The sequence below is a fragment of the Curtobacterium sp. 22159 genome (assembly GCF_052045775.1).
Taxonomy (GTDB): Bacteria; Actinomycetota; Actinomycetes; order Actinomycetales; family Microbacteriaceae; genus Curtobacterium.
Map to the genome: position 1 here is coordinate 115,303 of NZ_JBQEPN010000008.1, position 15,949 is coordinate 131,251.

Here is a 15,949-nt window from a genome sequence, read left to right on the forward strand (position 1 = left end):
GAAGCGTGTGCCACGCCGCACGACGCGGCGTCGCGCTCGTACGGGCCGGACCACTAGCCTGTGGTGACGGGACCCTGGCGGCCCGCCGAACACGGGAAAGGTCGTGCATGGACAAGCAGACGGACTTCGTGCTCCGCACCATCGAGGAGCGGGGCATCAAGTTCATCCGACTCTGGTTCACGGACGTCATCGGGACGCTCAAGTCGGTGGCGATCGCCCCGGCCGAGGTCGAGGGCGCGTTCGCCGAGGGGATCGGGTTCGACGGCTCCGCGATCGAGGGGCTCACCCGTTCGTACGAGGCGGACGTCCTGGCCCACCCGGACCCGTCGACGTTCCAGATCCTGCCGTGGCGCGGGGAGATCGACCCGACTGCGCGGATGTTCTGCGACATCACCACGCCCGACGGCCAGCCCGCGGTCGCCGACCCCCGGAACGTGCTGAAGCGGACCCTCGCGAAGGCGAGCGAGCGCGGCTTCACCTTCTACACGCACCCCGAGATCGAGTTCTACCTGCTGAAGAGCCGCGACTGGAAGGACGGCGGCCCGCAGCCGGTCGACCAGGCCGGCTACTTCGACAACGTGCCCGGCGGCAGCGCGCACGACTTCCGGCGCCGCTCCGTCCGGATGCTCGAGGACCTCGGGATCTCGGTGGAGTTCTCCCACCACGAGGCCGGCCCCGGTCAGAACGAGATCGACCTCCGCTACGCCGACGCCCTGACCATGGCCGACAACATCATGACCTTCCGCACGGTGGTGAAGGAGGTCGCGATCGAGCAGGGCGTCTACGCGACGTTCATGCCGAAGCCGCTGTCCGGTCAGCCGGGCTCGGGCATGCACACGCACGTGTCGCTGTTCGAGGGCGACCAGAACGCGTTCTACGAGGCCGGTGGCCAGTACCAGCTGTCCGACACCGCCAAGCACTTCATCGCGGGCGTCCTCAAGCACGCGCCCGAGATCACGGCGGTCACGAACCAGTTCGTGAACTCGTACAAGCGGCTCTGGGGCGGCGACGAGGCCCCGTCGTTCGTCACGTGGGGCCACAACAACCGCTCCGCGCTGGTCCGTGTGCCGCTGTACAAGCCGAACAAGGGCCAGTCCGCCCGCATCGAGTACCGCGGCATCGACTCGGCCGCGAACCCGTACCTGGCGTACTCGCTGCTCCTCGCGGCCGGTCTCAAGGGCATCGACGAGGGCTACGAGCTCCCGCCGGAGGCCGAGGACAACGTCTGGAGCCTCACCGACTCGGAGCGCCGGGCCCTCGGCTACAGTCAGCTCCCCGCGAGCCTCGACCACGCGCTGAGCCTCATGGAGGACTCCGAGCTGGTGGCGGAGACGCTCGGCGAGCAGGTGTTCAACTTCGTGCTGCTGAACAAGCGGCAGGAGTGGAAGGCCTACCGCGACCAGGTCACACCGTTCGAGCTCGACACGAACCTCGGCGCGCTCTGAGTCGACCGACGAGCACCACGGCATGACTGGCAGGACGACGACGTCGCGTTCCGAGCTCGCCCGGCTGGGCTTCGCGGAGCTGTCGGAGAGCCTCGCCCGGATCGCCGACCTGGAGGCGCGGTTCGGCTCCGACCTGCCGCTCCCGTTCACGGGTGCCGACGCGTCCTGGGGGGTCACCGCCGACCCGGACGGCGCGCTGCGCGCGTTGGAGCGACTGCTGGAACGCGCGCCCGACGAGGTCCGGCGCGTCCTGGCGGACGGAGCGGCCACCGAGCGGCTGATCCGCCTGCTCGGCGCGTCGGTCGGCCTGGGGGAGTTCCTCCACCGCCGCCCGGCCGAGATCGCGCTGCTCCTCGAACCCGTGTCCGAGCCGTGGTCGCAGGAGCGGTACACGACGTCGTTGCTCGACGCGGTGGACGGTGCCACCGGCGAGGACGCCCGGCTCCGGCTCCGGGTCCGCTACCGTCGGCACCTCGCCCAGATCGCCCTGTTCGACGTGCTGAACGCCGCGCCGACGGACGCCTTCCCGGCCGTCGCCGCCGGGCTGGCCGACCTCGCGGGCGCCGCGCTGGAGACCGCGGTCGACATCGCCCGGCGCGAGGTCCCGTTCCCGGCGGCGGACGTCGCCGCGACGCCGCTCGCGGTCATCGCGATGGGCAAGGCCGGTGCGCGGGAGCTCAACTACGTCAGCGACGTCGACGTCATCTTCGTCACGGAGCCGACGCTCGACCCGGACGCCGGGACGGGTGTCGGCACCGATCGTGCGGTGCTCGTCGCCACGCGGTTGGCGATCGCGGCCACGCACGTGATCACCGACCTGGCGGCGGAGCCCGCGCTGTGGGAGGTCGACGCGAACCTGCGGCCCGAGGGCAAGGACGGCGCGCTGGTCCGGACCCTCGACTCGCACGTGGCGTACTACGAGCGCTGGGCGAAGGAGTGGGAGTTCCAGGCGCTGCTCAAGGCGCGACCGATCGCCGGTTCGGCGGACCTCGGGGAGCGCTACGCCGCCGCGGTCGCCCCCTTCGTGTGGAACTCGGCGAAGCGGCCGGGTTTCGTGGAGTCCGTGCAGCGGATGCGGGAGCGCGTCACCGAGCACATCCCGGAGGCCGAGGTCGACCGGCAGCTCAAGCTCGGCCCGGGCGGCCTCCGCGACGTCGAGTTCACCGTCCAGCTCCTGCAGCTCGTGCACGGTCGTGACGACGAGTCCGTCCGGGTGCGCTCGACGCTCGAGGCGATGGACGCGCTGACCGCGGCGGGCTACGTCGGGCGTCCCGAGGCCGCGCGCTTCGGCCCGGACTACGCCCTGCTCCGACTGCTCGAGCACCGGATCCAGCTCCGACGGTTGCAGCGCACGCACCTCATGCCCTCGGACGAGGACGAGCTCCGCGTGCTCGCCCGGTCGACGGGTCTCGCGCGTTCGGCGTCCGCGCTGGAGGCCCGCTGGCGCGGCGTGAAGCTCGAGGTCCGCGGGCTCCACGAGCGACTGTTCTACCGGCCGCTGCTCTCCGCCGTGGCAGCGAGTGACGGCGACATCGTCCTCACGAGCGACCAGGCCGCCGACCGACTCGGCGCGATCGGCTTCGCGGACCCCGAGGGCGCGTTGCGACACATCCGTGCGCTCACGCAGGGCACGAGCCGTCGGGCGGCGATCCAGCGGAACCTGCTCCCGGTGCTCCTGCGCTGGATGGCGGAGGGACCCGCACCGGACCGGGCACTGCTGGCGTTCCGGCGCCTGAGCGACACCCTGGGGGAGTCGAGCTGGTTCCTCCGCATGCTCCGCGACTCCTCGGGCGCCGCCCACTCGCTCACCACCGTGCTGTCCGAGTCGGCGTTCCTGTCCGGGCTCCTCGAACGCTTCCCCGAGGCGGTCGCCTGGCTCGACGAACCGGACACGCTGCTGCGCCCTCGCCCGATCGAGTCGCTGCTGGCCGAGGTCACGGCGACGACCGCCCGCCACGGGGACGACGTCGACGGGGCCGCCGCGCTCGTCCGGTCCGCCCGGCGCCGTGAGACGCTGCGACTCGGCATGGCCGCGGTGCTCGGGCACCTCGACGTCGACGCGCTCGGGCCGGCCCTCAGTGACGTGACGGAGGCCACGCTCGCGGGCGCCCTCACCCTGGCCCGGCGCGATGCCCCCGCGGGCCTCGAGTTCGGCGTCATCGCGATGGGCCGCTACGGCGGTCGCGAACTCGGGTTCGGGTCGGACGCCGACGTGCTCTACGTGCACCGCGCCTCCCCGGACCTGCCGGCGGAGCAGGCGTCGCGTGCGGCGCAGGCCGTCGTGCGCGAGCTCACCCGACTGACCGACGACGCGATCCACCCGTTGGAACTCGACACCGACCTTCGTCCGGAGGGCAAGAACGGCCCGGTGGTGCGCACGCTCGAGTCGTACGGGGCGTACTACGCGCGGTGGTCCCTCACGTGGGAGGCGCAGGCGCTGCTCCGTGCCCGCGGGGCGGTGGGGGACCCGCAGCTGCTCCGTGACTTCGAGCACCTGGCCGACCGCACCCGCTACCCCGAGCACATCGACGACCAGCAGGTGCGCGAGGTCCGGCGCATCAAGGCGCGCGTGGAGTCCGAGCGACTGCCCCGGGGAGCGGACCCGGCCCGCCACCTCAAGCTCGGACGGGGCTCCCTGAGCGACGTCGAGTGGTTCGTGCAGCTCCTGCAGCTGCAGCACGCGCTCACCGTCCCGGGGCTCCGGACGACGTCCACGCTCGAGGCGCTGGACGCTGCGACCGCGGCGGGCCTCGTGGGAGCAGAGGACGCCGAACGGCTCGGTGCAGCCTGGCGGTTCGCGTCCCGGGCGCGGAGCGCGCTCGTCCTCTGGTCGGGGAAGACCACCGACGTGCTGCCGGTCGACCGCGTGCAGTTGGAGGGCATGGCGCGTCTCATGGAGTACCCGCCCGGGTCGGCCTCGCAGCTCGAGGACGACTACCTCGGGGTGACCCGACGGGCGCGCCAGGTGTTCGAGCGCGAGTTCTACGGCGCCTGATCGGCGACACCTGCCGCGCACGCGACACGCCCGGGACGACGCGTTCCGCAGCGAGATGACACGTCCTCGGAAGTGAATTCCGGGTTACCGGCGCCGTCCCCCGAACTGGGAACGCGTGTACCCCTCGCTGCGGCGCGAGGATGGCCGTTACCGAGCCGTGATCCGCCGGCGGGACGCTGCGCGATCCTGCATCGATCCCACGTCCCCCGGACGGGGGTGATTGCCCTCTGAACGGGGCTTTCCTGCCTGCTCGCCCCGCGCCTCCAGGGTCCGTCGACCCGGCCCGCGGTCCGCGATCTGTTGTCGGGCGGTCCGCAGGATTGCTGTCGGCAGCAGTGCGGACAAGTCGGCAGCACCGAGAGGGGGACCAGCGTGTACCCCGTAACGCGCCCGTAACGCCCCCGGACGGGGGTCGCGTTGCGAGCACGTCCAGGTTCTGCATCAATGGGGACACCCGAACCGGCCCTGATTCCCCGATGAAGCGGAATCTCCACCTCGAACGTTGAAGCAGGGATCGATGTTCACCTTCATTCTGCAGATCAGGCAGATGGTCGACGGGCACCCCGAGTTCTACCTCTTCGCCGTGTACTCCGCGGTGATCTGGTTGCTCTGGTTGCTCAAGGTCGTCCTCTCCGCCCGCTACCGCCCCTTCACCGGCACCTACACCGGGACCACGAGCGTCGTCGTCCCCGTCGTGGACGAGCCGATCGACCTCTTCCGTGACGTGATCGGCCGCATGGTCGAACAGGGTCCCGGCGAGATCATCGTCGTCATCAACGGCGCGAAGAACGAGGCCCTCGAGAAGGTCTGTGACGAGTTCGCCCCGCTCGTCCGCTGGACCCACACGCCGATCCCCGGCAAGCGCAACGCCGTCAAGGTCGGCACCGAGATGTCCACCGGCGACATCACGGTGCTCGTCGACTCGGACACGGTGTGGACGCCCGGCACGCTCTCCGAGCTGCTGAAGCCCTTCGCGGACGAGTCCGTCGGCGGCGTCACCACGCGCCAGCGCATCCTCGAGCCCACGCGGTCGTGGATCACCCGCTGGGCCGACTGGCTCGAGAACTCGCGCGCGCTGTACTCGATGCCCGCGCAGAGCGTGCTGGGCCAGATCGGCTGCCTGCCCGGTCGCACGATCGCGTTCCGGCGCAGCATCCTCATGCGCGTCATGGACCGGTTCATGCACGAGAAGTTCATGGGCGTGTTCCTCGAGGTGTCCGACGACCGGACGCTGACGAACCTCACGCTCAAGGAGGGCTACCGGACGGTGTACCAGTACACCTCGCTGGTGTACACGGACGCTCCGCTCCAGGTGAAGAAGCTGTTCAAGCAGCAGCTCCGCTGGGCCCGCGGGTCGCAGTACAACACCCTGCGCATGCTCCCGTGGATGCTCGGGCACGCGCCGGTCCTGGCGCTGTTCTTCCTCACCGACATCATCCTGCCGTTCATGCTCTTCGGCGTGATCGCCGGCTGGATCTACCGCGGCCTGACCGGGCAGGGCGAGAACCTCTACCAGGGGATCCTGCACCAGTACGGGTTCTCCACCGGCTTCGTCTACGTGGCCGGACTCATGGTGGTCTCGAGCGTGCTGAGCATGGCGATCCGGCAGATGCGGCACCTGGCGGAGAAGCCGAGCGACTTCTTCCGACTGCCGATGTTCATCATCGTGTCGACGTTCTTCCTCATGCCGATCCGGCTCCTCGGCTTCTTCCGCCTGGCGCACGCGTCGGGCTGGGGGACCCGCGCCGGTGCCTATGCCGGCGGTCCGATGGAGGAGGACCCCGCCGACGCCGCGCAGCCGAGCGCCGCCGCGGTCCGGACGCCGGTGAGCCCGATCGACGCGTTCCCGACCGGACCGATCGACGCCACCGACCGGGCCCGCGCCGTCGTGGCCGGCGACCCGACGATGTCCGACGACCAGCGCGCGGCCGACCGGGCCTTCGACGAGCTGTTCGGTCCGGACGCCACCACCAACTCCACCGCGACCGTGCTCGCGACGCGGCGTTCCGCAGCGACCGCGGCGCAGGCCGCCGCTGCGCAGGGAGCGCCCGCAGCGAAGGCGCCCGCACGGACCCGCCGGTACAACCCGTACGCCGCGATCCCGTACTGCATCGGCTTCGCGATCTTCGCCCTGGAGGCCTTCCTCATTGTCTGACCTCATCCGCTCCTCAGGTGCCTGGTGGGCCCAGTCCAGCAAGCACGCCCGACTCACCGCGGTCGGCACCACGGCCATCGTCCTGGTCCTCGGGCTCATCACCTGGAACGTCTGGGTGTCGCCGTCCGGCCCGGTCTCGACCGCGGTCCACCAGGCGCTCGGCGTGACCCCGCCGAAGAAGAAGGTCTCCGCCGCCGAACTCCAGACGAAGCTCGACGCCGCGCAGCAGCAGATCTGGGCGCTCCAGGGCAAGCTCGACTCGTCGACGGCGCAGGCCGGCTCGCGCGCCGGCCAGATCGCACAGCTCAAGTCGCAGATCGCATCGCTCCAGTCCGAGCTGGGTGCCGCCAAGAGCGGCGGTTCGGGAGGCTCGTCCCACTCCGGCGGGTCCGGCACCTCCGTGCAGGCGGCCGGTTCGAACGGCTCGGGCTCGGCCGGGCACGGTTCCGGCGGCTCGTCGTCCGGCGGCTCCTCGTCGGGCAAGGGCTCGGGGAACCACGGTGTGACGAACCCGAACGGTGGGCCGTCGAAGGACCCCGGGACCACCCCGGTGGCCGTTCCCACCAAGGCGCAGATCCTCGCGCAACCGACACGCTGGTACGGCCTCTACACCGCGCAGGCCCCCTTCAACTGGGCCGAGTACGACGAGGTCTCGCAGCAGGTCGGCAAGGCGACGAACATGACCGGCTTCTTCCAGGGCTTCGACCAGGACTTCAACGCCACCGCCGTCCAGCGCTCCTGGGCGAACGGGCGCCTGCCGCTCATGACGTGGGAGTCCGCGCCGGCGAAGTCGGGCAACGACGAGAAGTACATCGCGGGCTACACGAACGCGGACATCATCTCGGGCAAGTTCGACGCCTACCTGACGAAGTACGCCCAGGCGCTCGCGGCGAACGGGCAACCGATGGTCATCCGTCTCGACCACGAGATGAACGGCTCTTGGTACAACTGGTCCGAGGGCACGGCGCAGCAGAACGCCACCGGCTCCTACGTGGCGATGTGGAAGCACGTGCACGACGTCTTCCAGGCCAACGGCGCGAACCAGTACGTGATCTGGAACTGGGCCCCGAGCCGCATCGACAAGCTCGGCAACGACAAGTACCTGCAGCTGTCCTACACGAAGCAGTACTACCCCGGGTCGGAGTACGTCGACTGGGTCGGCATGAGCGGCTACTACCGCACCGCCTCCGAGACGCCGTCGTTCGACACCACCTTCGGCAAGACGCTGGCCCAGCTGCGACAGATCGCGCCGGACAAGAAGATCCTCCTCAGCGAGATCGGCGCCACCGAGACCGGCACGTCCGTGAACAACGGGCAGAAGGCGAAGTGGATGACCTCGCTCTTCGACGGCCTCGCCGACCCCGCCAACGCCGACGTCATCGGGTTCTCGTACTTCAGCGAGACCGCCACCACGATCGTCGACGGCACCCGCACCACCAACGACTGGCGACTCAACTCGCGCGCCGACAGCCTCCAGGCCTTCGTGGACGGCATCGACCGCACCGACACCGACTACGACCTGCAGGAGGTCAAGCAGTGACCGCTCAGAAGAAGACCCCGTCCGTGTCCGACGGCCGCCCCGCACCGGTGATCAGCGTCATCGGGACCGGCTACCTCGGCGCCACCCACGCGGCAGCGATGGCCGAGATGGGCTTCGAGACCATCGGCGTGGACGTCGACCCGGCGAAGCTCGCCGCGCTCTCCGCCGGCGAGGTCCCGTTCTACGAGCCCGGTCTGCCGGAGCTCATCACGAAGCACGTCGCGAGCGGCAAGCTCCGCTTCACGGCGGACATCGCGTCGGCCGTCGCGGCTGCCGACGTCCACTTCGTGTGCGTCGGCACGCCCCAGCGCGCCGGTTCCCACGCCGCCAACCTGTCCTACGTCGAGAGCGCGACCCGTGGGGTCGCCGAGAACCTCACGCACCCCGGCCTCATCGTCGGCAAGTCGACCGTCCCGGTCGGCACCGCCGAGCGCCTCCGCGGCATCGTCCGGGAGTTCGCGCCGTCGGGCATCGACGCCGAGCTCATCTGGAACCCCGAGTTCCTCCGCGAGGGCAAGGCCGTCGACGACACCCTCCACCCGGACCGCCTGGTCTGGGGCGGTGCGTCGCCGGCCGCCGATGCCGTCATCCGCGAGGTCTACGCCGCACCCATCGCCGAGGGCACCCCGGTCATCACCACCGACCTCGCCACCGCGGAGCTCGTCAAGGTGAGCGCCAACGCGTTCCTCGCCACGAAGATCTCGTTCATCAACGCCATCTCCGAGATGTGTGCGATCACCGGCGCCGACGTGTCGACCCTCGCGGACGCCCTCGGGCACGACGCGCGCATCGGCCGGAAGTTCCTCAACGCCGGGCTCGGGTTCGGCGGCGGCTGCCTGCCCAAGGACATCCGCGCCCTGATGCACCGCGCCAACGAGCTCGGCGCCGGCCGTGTCGTGGGGCTCATGCAGCAGGTCGACGAGATCAACATGGGGCAGCGCGAGCGGGTCATCGACATGACGATCGAGGCGCTCGGCGGCTCCGTGCTGAACCGCCGGGTCGCCGTGGTCGGGGCGGCGTTCAAGCCCCTCACCGACGACGTCCGCGACTCGCCGGCGCTCAACGTGGCCGCGGCGCTGCACCTCCGCGGCGCCCAGGTCACGCTCTGGGACCCGGAGGCGATGGAGACCGCCCGGCGTTCGTTCCCGACCCTCACCTACGCGTCCTCCATGGAGGGTGCGATCGAGGAAGCCGACGTCGTGCTCGTCCTCACCGAGTGGGACGACGTCATCGCCGCGGACCCGGTGGCGCTCGGCGACCTCGTCGGCCGCCGCGTGGTCATCGACGCGCGCAACTGCCTCCCGGTGCAGAACTGGGTCAAGGCGGGTTGGACCGTCCGTTCCCTGGGACGGCCCACTCCGGTCACGGGTGCACCCGTGAGCGTCGCCGCGGGGACGAACGACGCGGTGGCCACCGCGCGGTAGTCGCCCGACGCGAAGCGGGGTCCGTGCCGGGGCGGCGCGGACCCCGCTTTCGTGCGCCCCGCGCGAGTTCACGCGCTCAGCGACAGATCACCGGGCCGTCAGCCCGTGAGGTGTCGCCCAGCCCGCGAAGTGGCGGCGCACCGCCTGGAGGCGCGGCGCGCGCGGCCGAGTCTCGGGCTGGGCGACCGACCTCGTGGCTCGGAGCCCGAGTGGTGTCGCGCAGCGCGAGTCTCGGGCTGACGAGCTTGGCGAGTTCACGGGCTCGGCGACAGGTCACGGGCTGTCGGCCCGTGATGTGTCGGCCAGCCCGTGAAGTGGCGGCGCCTGACCGCCTGGAGGCGCGGCGCGTGCCCGGCGGTCCGGCACCGCGCCTCCAGGCCGTCACCGGGTGGCGGGCGCTGGCCGAGTCTCGGGCTGGGCGACTGATCTCGTGGCTCGGAGCCCGAGTGGTGTCGCGCAGCGCGAGTCTCGCGCCGCCCCCCGGCGAGTTCGCGGGCTCAGCGACAGGTCACGGGGCTGGCGGCGCGTGGAGGGCACGTGACCGCCTGGAGGCGCGGCGTGCGTCCGGCGGGCCGGCACCGCGCCTCCAGGCGGCCACCCTCGTGCTCGCGGACGAAGCGCCGGACGCGGAAGGGCCCCGCACCGGAATGGTGCGGGGCCCTTCTGCTCAGCGAGGATCAGACGCCGAAGTAGAGCTCGTACTCGAACGGGTGCGGGCGCTGGGCCAGCGGGAGGATCTCGTTCTCGCGCTTGTAGTCGATCCAGGTCTGGATGAGGTCCTCGGTGAAGACGTTGCCCTTCGTGAGGAACTCGTGGTCCGCCTCGAGCGCCTCGAGCGCCTCGTCGAGCGAGCCCGGGACCTGGGGGATGCCCTTGGCCTCCTCAGGCGGGAGCTCGTAGAGGTCCTTGTCGACCGGCTCGTGCGGCTCGATGCGGTTCTGGATGCCGTCGAGGCCCGCCATCAGCTGCGCCGCGAAGGCGAGGTACGGGTTGCCCGAAGCGTCCGGCGCGCGGAACTCGATGCGCTTGGCCTTCGGGTTCGTGCCCGTGATCGGGATGCGGATCGCCGCCGAACGGTTGCCGGCCGAGTAGACCAGGTTGACCGGAGCCTCGAAGCCCTTCACCAGGCGGTGGTACGAGTTGATCGAGGGGTTCGTGAAGGCGAGCAGCGCCGGGGCGTGCTTGAGGATGCCGCCGATGTACCAGCGGGCGACGTCCGACAGGCCGCCGTAGCCGTTCTCGTCGTAGAAGAGCGGCTTGCCGTCGCTCCAGAGCGACTGGTGCGTGTGCATGCCCGAGCCGTTGTCGCCGAAGAGCGGCTTCGGCATGAAGGTCGCGACCTTGCCCCACTGGTCGGCGGTGTTCTTGACGATGTACTTGAACTTGAGGATGTCGTCCGCGGCGTGGACCATCGTGTCGAACTTGTAGTTGATCTCCTGCTGGCCGCCGGTGCCCACCTCGTGGTGCGAGCGCTCGAGCTCGAAGCCCGCCTCGATCAGCTTCAGGGTGATGTCGTCGCGGAGGTCAGCGGTCTTGTCGACCGGGGACACCGGGAAGTAGCCGCCCTTGTAGGGGGTCTTGTTGGCGAGGTTGCCGCCCTCTTCCTCGCGGCCGGTGTTCCACGCGCCTTCCTCGGAGTCGACCGAGTAGAAGGACTTGTTCTGCGTCACCGAGTAGCGGACGTCGTCGAAGATGTAGAACTCGGCCTCGGGGGCGAAGAACGCGGTGTCGGCGATGCCGGTCGAGGCGAGGTACTTCTCCGCCTTCTTGGCGACCTGGCGCGGGTCGCGGCCGTAGATCTCACCGTTCCGCGGGTTGTAGATGTCGAAGATCATGATCAGCGTGCGCTCGGCGCGGAACTGGTCGATGTAGGCCGTCGTCACGTCCGGGATGAGCTGCATGTCCGACTCGTGGATCGACGCGAAGCCGCGGATCGACGAACCGTCGAAGAGCTGTCCGACCGAGAAGAAGTCCTCGTCGACCGTCGACGCCGGGATGTTGAAGTGCTGCTGGACGCCGGGCAGGTCCGTGAAGCGGATGTCGAGGAACTTGACGTCCGTGTCCTTGATGAAGGCGAGCACCTCGGAGGAATCGCTGAACATGTGTGTCGATCTCCTGGGGGTTGGGTGATGTCGGCAGGGACCTTTCGGCACCCTCCGACGAGGCTATTGACACCGAGTTTCCCGGACGTGACTGCTTTGTTTCGTGCGTGTTACGTCGATGCGGTCGCCTACGCTGGGACCATGGCTCCTTCGTCCGCACCGTCCGCCGCCCACCCTGACGGTTGGCCCGGCAAGGACCTCGGACTGCCGGAGGAAGGCCCCCGGAGCGTCGGCCGCATCGGTCGGCGGATCGTCGCGCTGCTCATCGACGGTGCCCTGGCCGACCTGGTGGCCTACGTCACGGGCGTGTGGTCGCCGGTGCACGGGTCGGGCGACATCGCCCACTCATGGATCCAGATCGCCATCTTCGCCGCCCTGCAGATCCTGTTCATCTGCCTGCTGTCCGGGTCCTTCGGGCACATCTGCGTCGGGCTCCGCGTGGTACCGATGCGTGGTGGCTACGTGGGGGTGTGGCGTCCCGTGGTCCGGACGCTGTTGCTCTGCCTGGTCGTGCCCGCGCTGATCATCGACCGCGACAGCCGTGGGGCGCACGACCGGATCGCCGGGACGGTGCTCGTCCGGCGCTGAGGTGGTGGCGCGGCTCGCGGGGTTGCGCGGGTCGCGCGGGCTGTTGCGCGGTTCGGGCGTCGGCGCGCGTCACCGGTCGCCGGGCGCTGGCCCGCACGGAGCGTTGCGCGACTTCACGGGCTGGCCGACACGTCACGGGCGCCCCTGCGCGTGAAGTGTCGCTGCGCGCGTGAAGTCCCGGCCCTCGGCCCGCCGGCCGCCAGCACAACGCAGGACGCCCCCGACCTGGCACGGTCGGGGGCGTCCTGCGTGCGGCGTTCGCCGCGCGGGGGTCGAGTCGCTCAGCGGGGACGGCCCGCGCGGGCACGCATCGGATCCATGCCCTTCGGGATGGCGGCCGTCGGGCTCTGCGTGAGTGAGTCGAGACGGTTCGCCACCGCGAGGACCTCGTTGCGGTTGAGCGCCTTCTTGAACTTGTTCATGGCGCGGGGCAGCTTGTGCAGCGTCACGGCATCGTCGCCGTCGCTGTCCTTGCCGGTGCCGACGTGCACGACGTGCACGGGGACGTTCGGCACGATGCGCTGGACCTTTCGGCGCTCCTCGTCGACCTGGCGGTTGAGGTTGCCGCGCTGCCCCTCGGTGATGAGGACGACACCCGGGGTGCCGACGGCGCGGTAGACGGCCGCCTGGGAGCGACCGTGCACGGCGACGGGCATCTCACTCGAACGCCACTGACGGCGGAGCGAGTTCGAGAGCACGGCACCGACAGCGCCGGGCTGGCCTTCGATCTGCGAGTACGCGGCACGCTCGGCGAGGCGACCGAGGACGATGAGGAACAGCAGCACACCGAGCAGCACGCCGGCGACGATCCAGAGGATGATTGCGAGCCAGTTCTGCCCGGGCAGGAGCAGCGCGAGGAGGACACCGAGCACCACGGGGACCACGAACGCCAGGGCGAACCACCAGACGGAGCTCGGGTCCGCCCGACGGGTCATCGTGAAGACCTGGTACATCTGCTTGAGACGACCCGGCTCCTTCGCCGCCGTACCTTGTGAAGTGCTGCGTGCCATGCACCCAGGATACGGCCTGCGCCGACATGTCGAGACCGGCGCCGATCTGGCTGTGGGCGAACAGCGTCCTCCACAGATCGGAGGCGCAACCTGCGCCCGGGAACCTCCGGCGCGAGGCTGTCCGGCATGGAGACGACCGCCGACCTCGACCGCTGGTGTGCCCCGGAGGACGAGCAACCGTTCCTCGCGTGGATCGCCGATCGCGCGTCCCTCGGGACGACGCCGACGGGCCGGCACCTCGCGCCGATCGCCGACGTCGGTCGACTCGCCGACGGGCGCCTCGCGGTCGACGTGCTCCGGCCGACCGGCACGCCCCTCACCGCGGCGCTCGACGTCATCGGTGCGCTCACCGCGGGTGTCGCGGTGACCCTCAGCGTGCCGCTGCTCGAACTCGCCGTCGCCGCGCGGTGCGGTGCCGTGCAGATCGGGAGAGCGGGCCTCGACGACGTGATCGTCGACGACGCTGGCGCGATCGTGCTCTGTGATCGCCCGCCCGGCCGGAAGGCGCCGGTCACGGATGCAGACGGTGCGCGGGACGGCGGCGGGTCGAGGGCACGAGGCACGGGCGCACATGGGACGGACACGTCCGCGTCCGCGCCTCCGTCCGCCCACGCGACGCCCGGCCACGCGACGACCGGCCACCGGCGCTCGGACGAGCCCGGTGACCGCGTCCTGCTCCTGGCCACACGTGTCGTGTGGGAGCGCACGGACGGGCGTGACCCGGGCCGTTCGACGATCGACGCCGCCCTGGCCGATGCCCTCGACGGCGACGCAGACACGGTCCGCACGCTGCTGTCGCTCGTCCGCGCGCACGCCGCACCGAGGCCGGTCCGGTGGGAGCCGCCCGCGTCGGCGCTCCTCTTCGGCGTTGCTCCGCCGGTCGCCCGTGCAGAGGATCAGGGCCTCGTCGCCCTCGTCCGGACGGTCGTCGTGCGTGGTGTCCCGCTCGGTGGTGACCGGCGGCTGCCCGTGCGGCAGGCGCTGGTCGGGCTCGTGGTGGCCGTCGGGGTCGTCGCGGCCGCCGTCTTCGCGCTGGGCTGAGGCGGGGTGCCGGCCGCAGTGCCGACCGCAGTGAGGGCGGGGCGCATCGAGTAGCGCCGGAACGGGAACGGCCCCGATCCCGAGGGACCAGGGCCGTTCGCGTCGGACGGGAGTGGTGCTCAGTACCCCAGGTTCGGGCCGAAGTTGCCCTCCTCGAGGCGGTTCTTCACCGCGACGAGGTAGCGCGAGGCATCGGCACCGTCGATGATGCGGTGGTCGTACGACAGCGCGAGGTAGACGAACGAACGGATCGCGATCGCCTCCTGCCCGTCGACCTTCACGACCGCCGGGCGCTTCGTCACGATGCCCGTGCCGAGGATTGCCGACTGCGGCAGGAACACGACGGGGGTGTCGAACAGCGCGCCGCGCGAACCGGTGTTGGTCAGCGTGAACGTGCCGCCCGCGAGCTCGTCGGGCTTGAGCTGGTTGTTGCGGGTGCGCTCGGCGAGGTCCGCGATCGACTGCGAGAACTGCGCCAGCGTGAGGGAGGCTGCGTCCTTGATCACCGGGGTGAGCAAGCCACGCTCGGTGTCCACCGCGATGGAGACGTTCTCGGTCTCCGGGTAGACGATCTCGTCGCCCTCGACGGTCGAGTTGATCTTCGGGTGGGCCTTCAGCGCCTCGGACGCCGCGAGGGCGAAGAACGGCATGAAGGAGAGCTTCGAGCCGGTCTTCTCGAGGAACTCCGCCTTGTGCGCGTCACGGAACTGCGCGACCTTCGTCACGTCGACCTCGACGACACTGGTGAGCTGCGCGGTCGAGGTCATCGACTGCACGGCACGCTCGGCGACGACCTTGCGGAGACGGGTCATCTTCTCGCGGGTGCCGCGGAGCGGGGAGACCTCGGCGACGAACGGGCCGGACTGCGTGGCGGCGGGAGCCGAACCACCGGCGGCCGGGGCCTTTGCGGCTGCGGCGAGCACGTCCTCCTTGCGGATGCGCCCACCGACACCGGAACCGGTGACGGTCGACAGGTCGACGCCCTGCTCGTTCGCGAGCTTGCGCACGAGCGGCGTGACGTAGCCGGAGGCCGAGGCGTCCTGCGTCGGGTTCGGCACGGCGGCCGACGGGGCGGAGGCGGCGGGAGCGGCTGCCGGAGCGGCCGGCGCCGGCACGGCTGCCGGCGGTGCCGCGGCGGGCGGCGGGACCGGAGCGGCCTGGGGGACCGGCGCGGCGGCGGGCGGCGCGGACGGGGCCTGGGGCGCGGCGGGCTGCGTCTGTCCGGCCGGGGCGGGCTCGGGCTCGGTCGGCTGCGGTGCAGGCGTCTCGGACTCCTGCTCGGTGCTCGGCGCGGCCTCCGGCTCTTCTGCCTCGGCAGCTGCCTCGTTCGAGGACTCGGACGAGTCCGAGGAGCCACCGTCGGACGAGCCCGATCCGGAGCCGTCGCCGATCTTCACGAGGGGGGTGCCGACCTCGACGGTCTCGTCCTCCTGCACGAGGATCTCCTCCACGACACCGGCGATCGGCGACGGGATCTCGGTGTCGACCTTGTCGGTCGAGACCTCGAGCAGCGGCTCGTCGACCTCGACCCGGTCACCGACGTTCTTCAGCCATCGGGTCACCGTGCCCTCGGTGACGCTCTCGCCGAGCGCCGGGAGGTTGACGGATTCGCTCATCGGGTGGACTCCTCTTCGCGGGGGTGGTTCGTG

Annotated in this window: 10 protein-coding genes; 7 read left to right on the forward strand and 3 right to left on the reverse strand. The window is 70.8% G+C overall.

The features are described 5' to 3' along the window. The first annotated feature begins 107 nt into the window (after window positions 1–107). The 5 genes from glnA (ACTJKO_RS11160) (at window position 108) to ACTJKO_RS11180 (ending at window position 9,559) form a co-directional block, all read left to right on the forward strand. Entirely contained in the window at window positions 108–1,445 is a 1,338-nt protein-coding gene (gene glnA, locus ACTJKO_RS11160) for a type I glutamate--ammonia ligase (RefSeq protein ID WP_440688637.1), read from the forward strand. Window positions 1,446–1,467: 22 nt separating this feature from the next. Then, window positions 1,468–4,440, forward strand: a complete 2,973-nt coding sequence (locus ACTJKO_RS11165) for a bifunctional [glutamine synthetase] adenylyltransferase/[glutamine synthetase]-adenylyl-L-tyrosine phosphorylase (protein WP_440688639.1) — start codon at window positions 1,468–1,470, stop codon at window positions 4,438–4,440. A 517-nt stretch (window positions 4,441–4,957) separates the two neighbouring features. Further along, window positions 4,958–6,595 carry a glycosyltransferase family 2 protein gene (locus ACTJKO_RS11170; protein WP_440688641.1) on the forward strand — a complete coding sequence of 546 codons (1,638 nt, stop codon included), beginning with the start codon at window positions 4,958–4,960 and terminating at the stop codon, window positions 6,593–6,595. Further along, entirely contained in the window at window positions 6,588–8,135 is a 1,548-nt protein-coding gene (locus tag ACTJKO_RS11175) for a glycosyl hydrolase (protein ID WP_440688643.1), read from the forward strand. The genes ACTJKO_RS11170 and ACTJKO_RS11175 overlap by 8 nt, the downstream gene beginning before the upstream one ends. Then, window positions 8,132–9,559, forward strand: a complete 1,428-nt coding sequence (locus tag ACTJKO_RS11180; protein WP_440688645.1) for a UDP-glucose dehydrogenase family protein — start codon at window positions 8,132–8,134, stop codon at window positions 9,557–9,559. Before ACTJKO_RS11175 ends, ACTJKO_RS11180 begins: the two co-directional genes overlap by 4 nt. A gap of 677 nt (window positions 9,560–10,236) precedes the next feature. Here ACTJKO_RS11180 and glnA (ACTJKO_RS11185) read toward each other — a convergent pair. Continuing rightward, on the reverse strand, window positions 10,237–11,661 hold the full coding sequence (glnA, locus tag ACTJKO_RS11185; RefSeq protein WP_111225920.1) for a type I glutamate--ammonia ligase: 1,425 nt from the start codon (window positions 11,659–11,661) through the stop codon (window positions 10,237–10,239). A 141-nt stretch (window positions 11,662–11,802) separates the two neighbouring features. Between glnA (ACTJKO_RS11185) and ACTJKO_RS11190 the strand changes: the two genes are divergently transcribed. After that, window positions 11,803–12,249 (forward strand): RDD family protein, encoded by a 447-nt coding sequence (locus tag ACTJKO_RS11190; RefSeq protein ID WP_440688647.1) that lies wholly within the window; start codon window positions 11,803–11,805, stop codon window positions 12,247–12,249. A 281-nt stretch (window positions 12,250–12,530) separates the two neighbouring features. On the opposite strand, the gene ACTJKO_RS11195 is transcribed toward ACTJKO_RS11190, so the two are convergent. Beyond that, window positions 12,531–13,259, reverse strand: a complete 729-nt coding sequence (locus ACTJKO_RS11195) for a DUF4191 family protein (RefSeq protein ID WP_440688649.1) — start codon at window positions 13,257–13,259, stop codon at window positions 12,531–12,533. 126 nt (window positions 13,260–13,385) lie between these two features. Here ACTJKO_RS11195 and ACTJKO_RS11200 point away from each other — a divergent pair, with 126 nt between their 5' ends. Next, entirely contained in the window at window positions 13,386–14,300 is a 915-nt protein-coding gene (locus ACTJKO_RS11200; protein ID WP_440688651.1) for a hypothetical protein, read from the forward strand. A 119-nt stretch (window positions 14,301–14,419) separates the two neighbouring features. On the opposite strand, the gene sucB is transcribed toward ACTJKO_RS11200, so the two are convergent. Next, a complete protein-coding gene (gene sucB / locus ACTJKO_RS11205; protein ID WP_440688653.1) occupies window positions 14,420–15,916 on the reverse strand; it encodes a 2-oxoglutarate dehydrogenase, E2 component, dihydrolipoamide succinyltransferase in 1,497 nt (498 codons plus the stop codon). Window positions 15,917–15,949 lie beyond the last annotated feature (33 nt).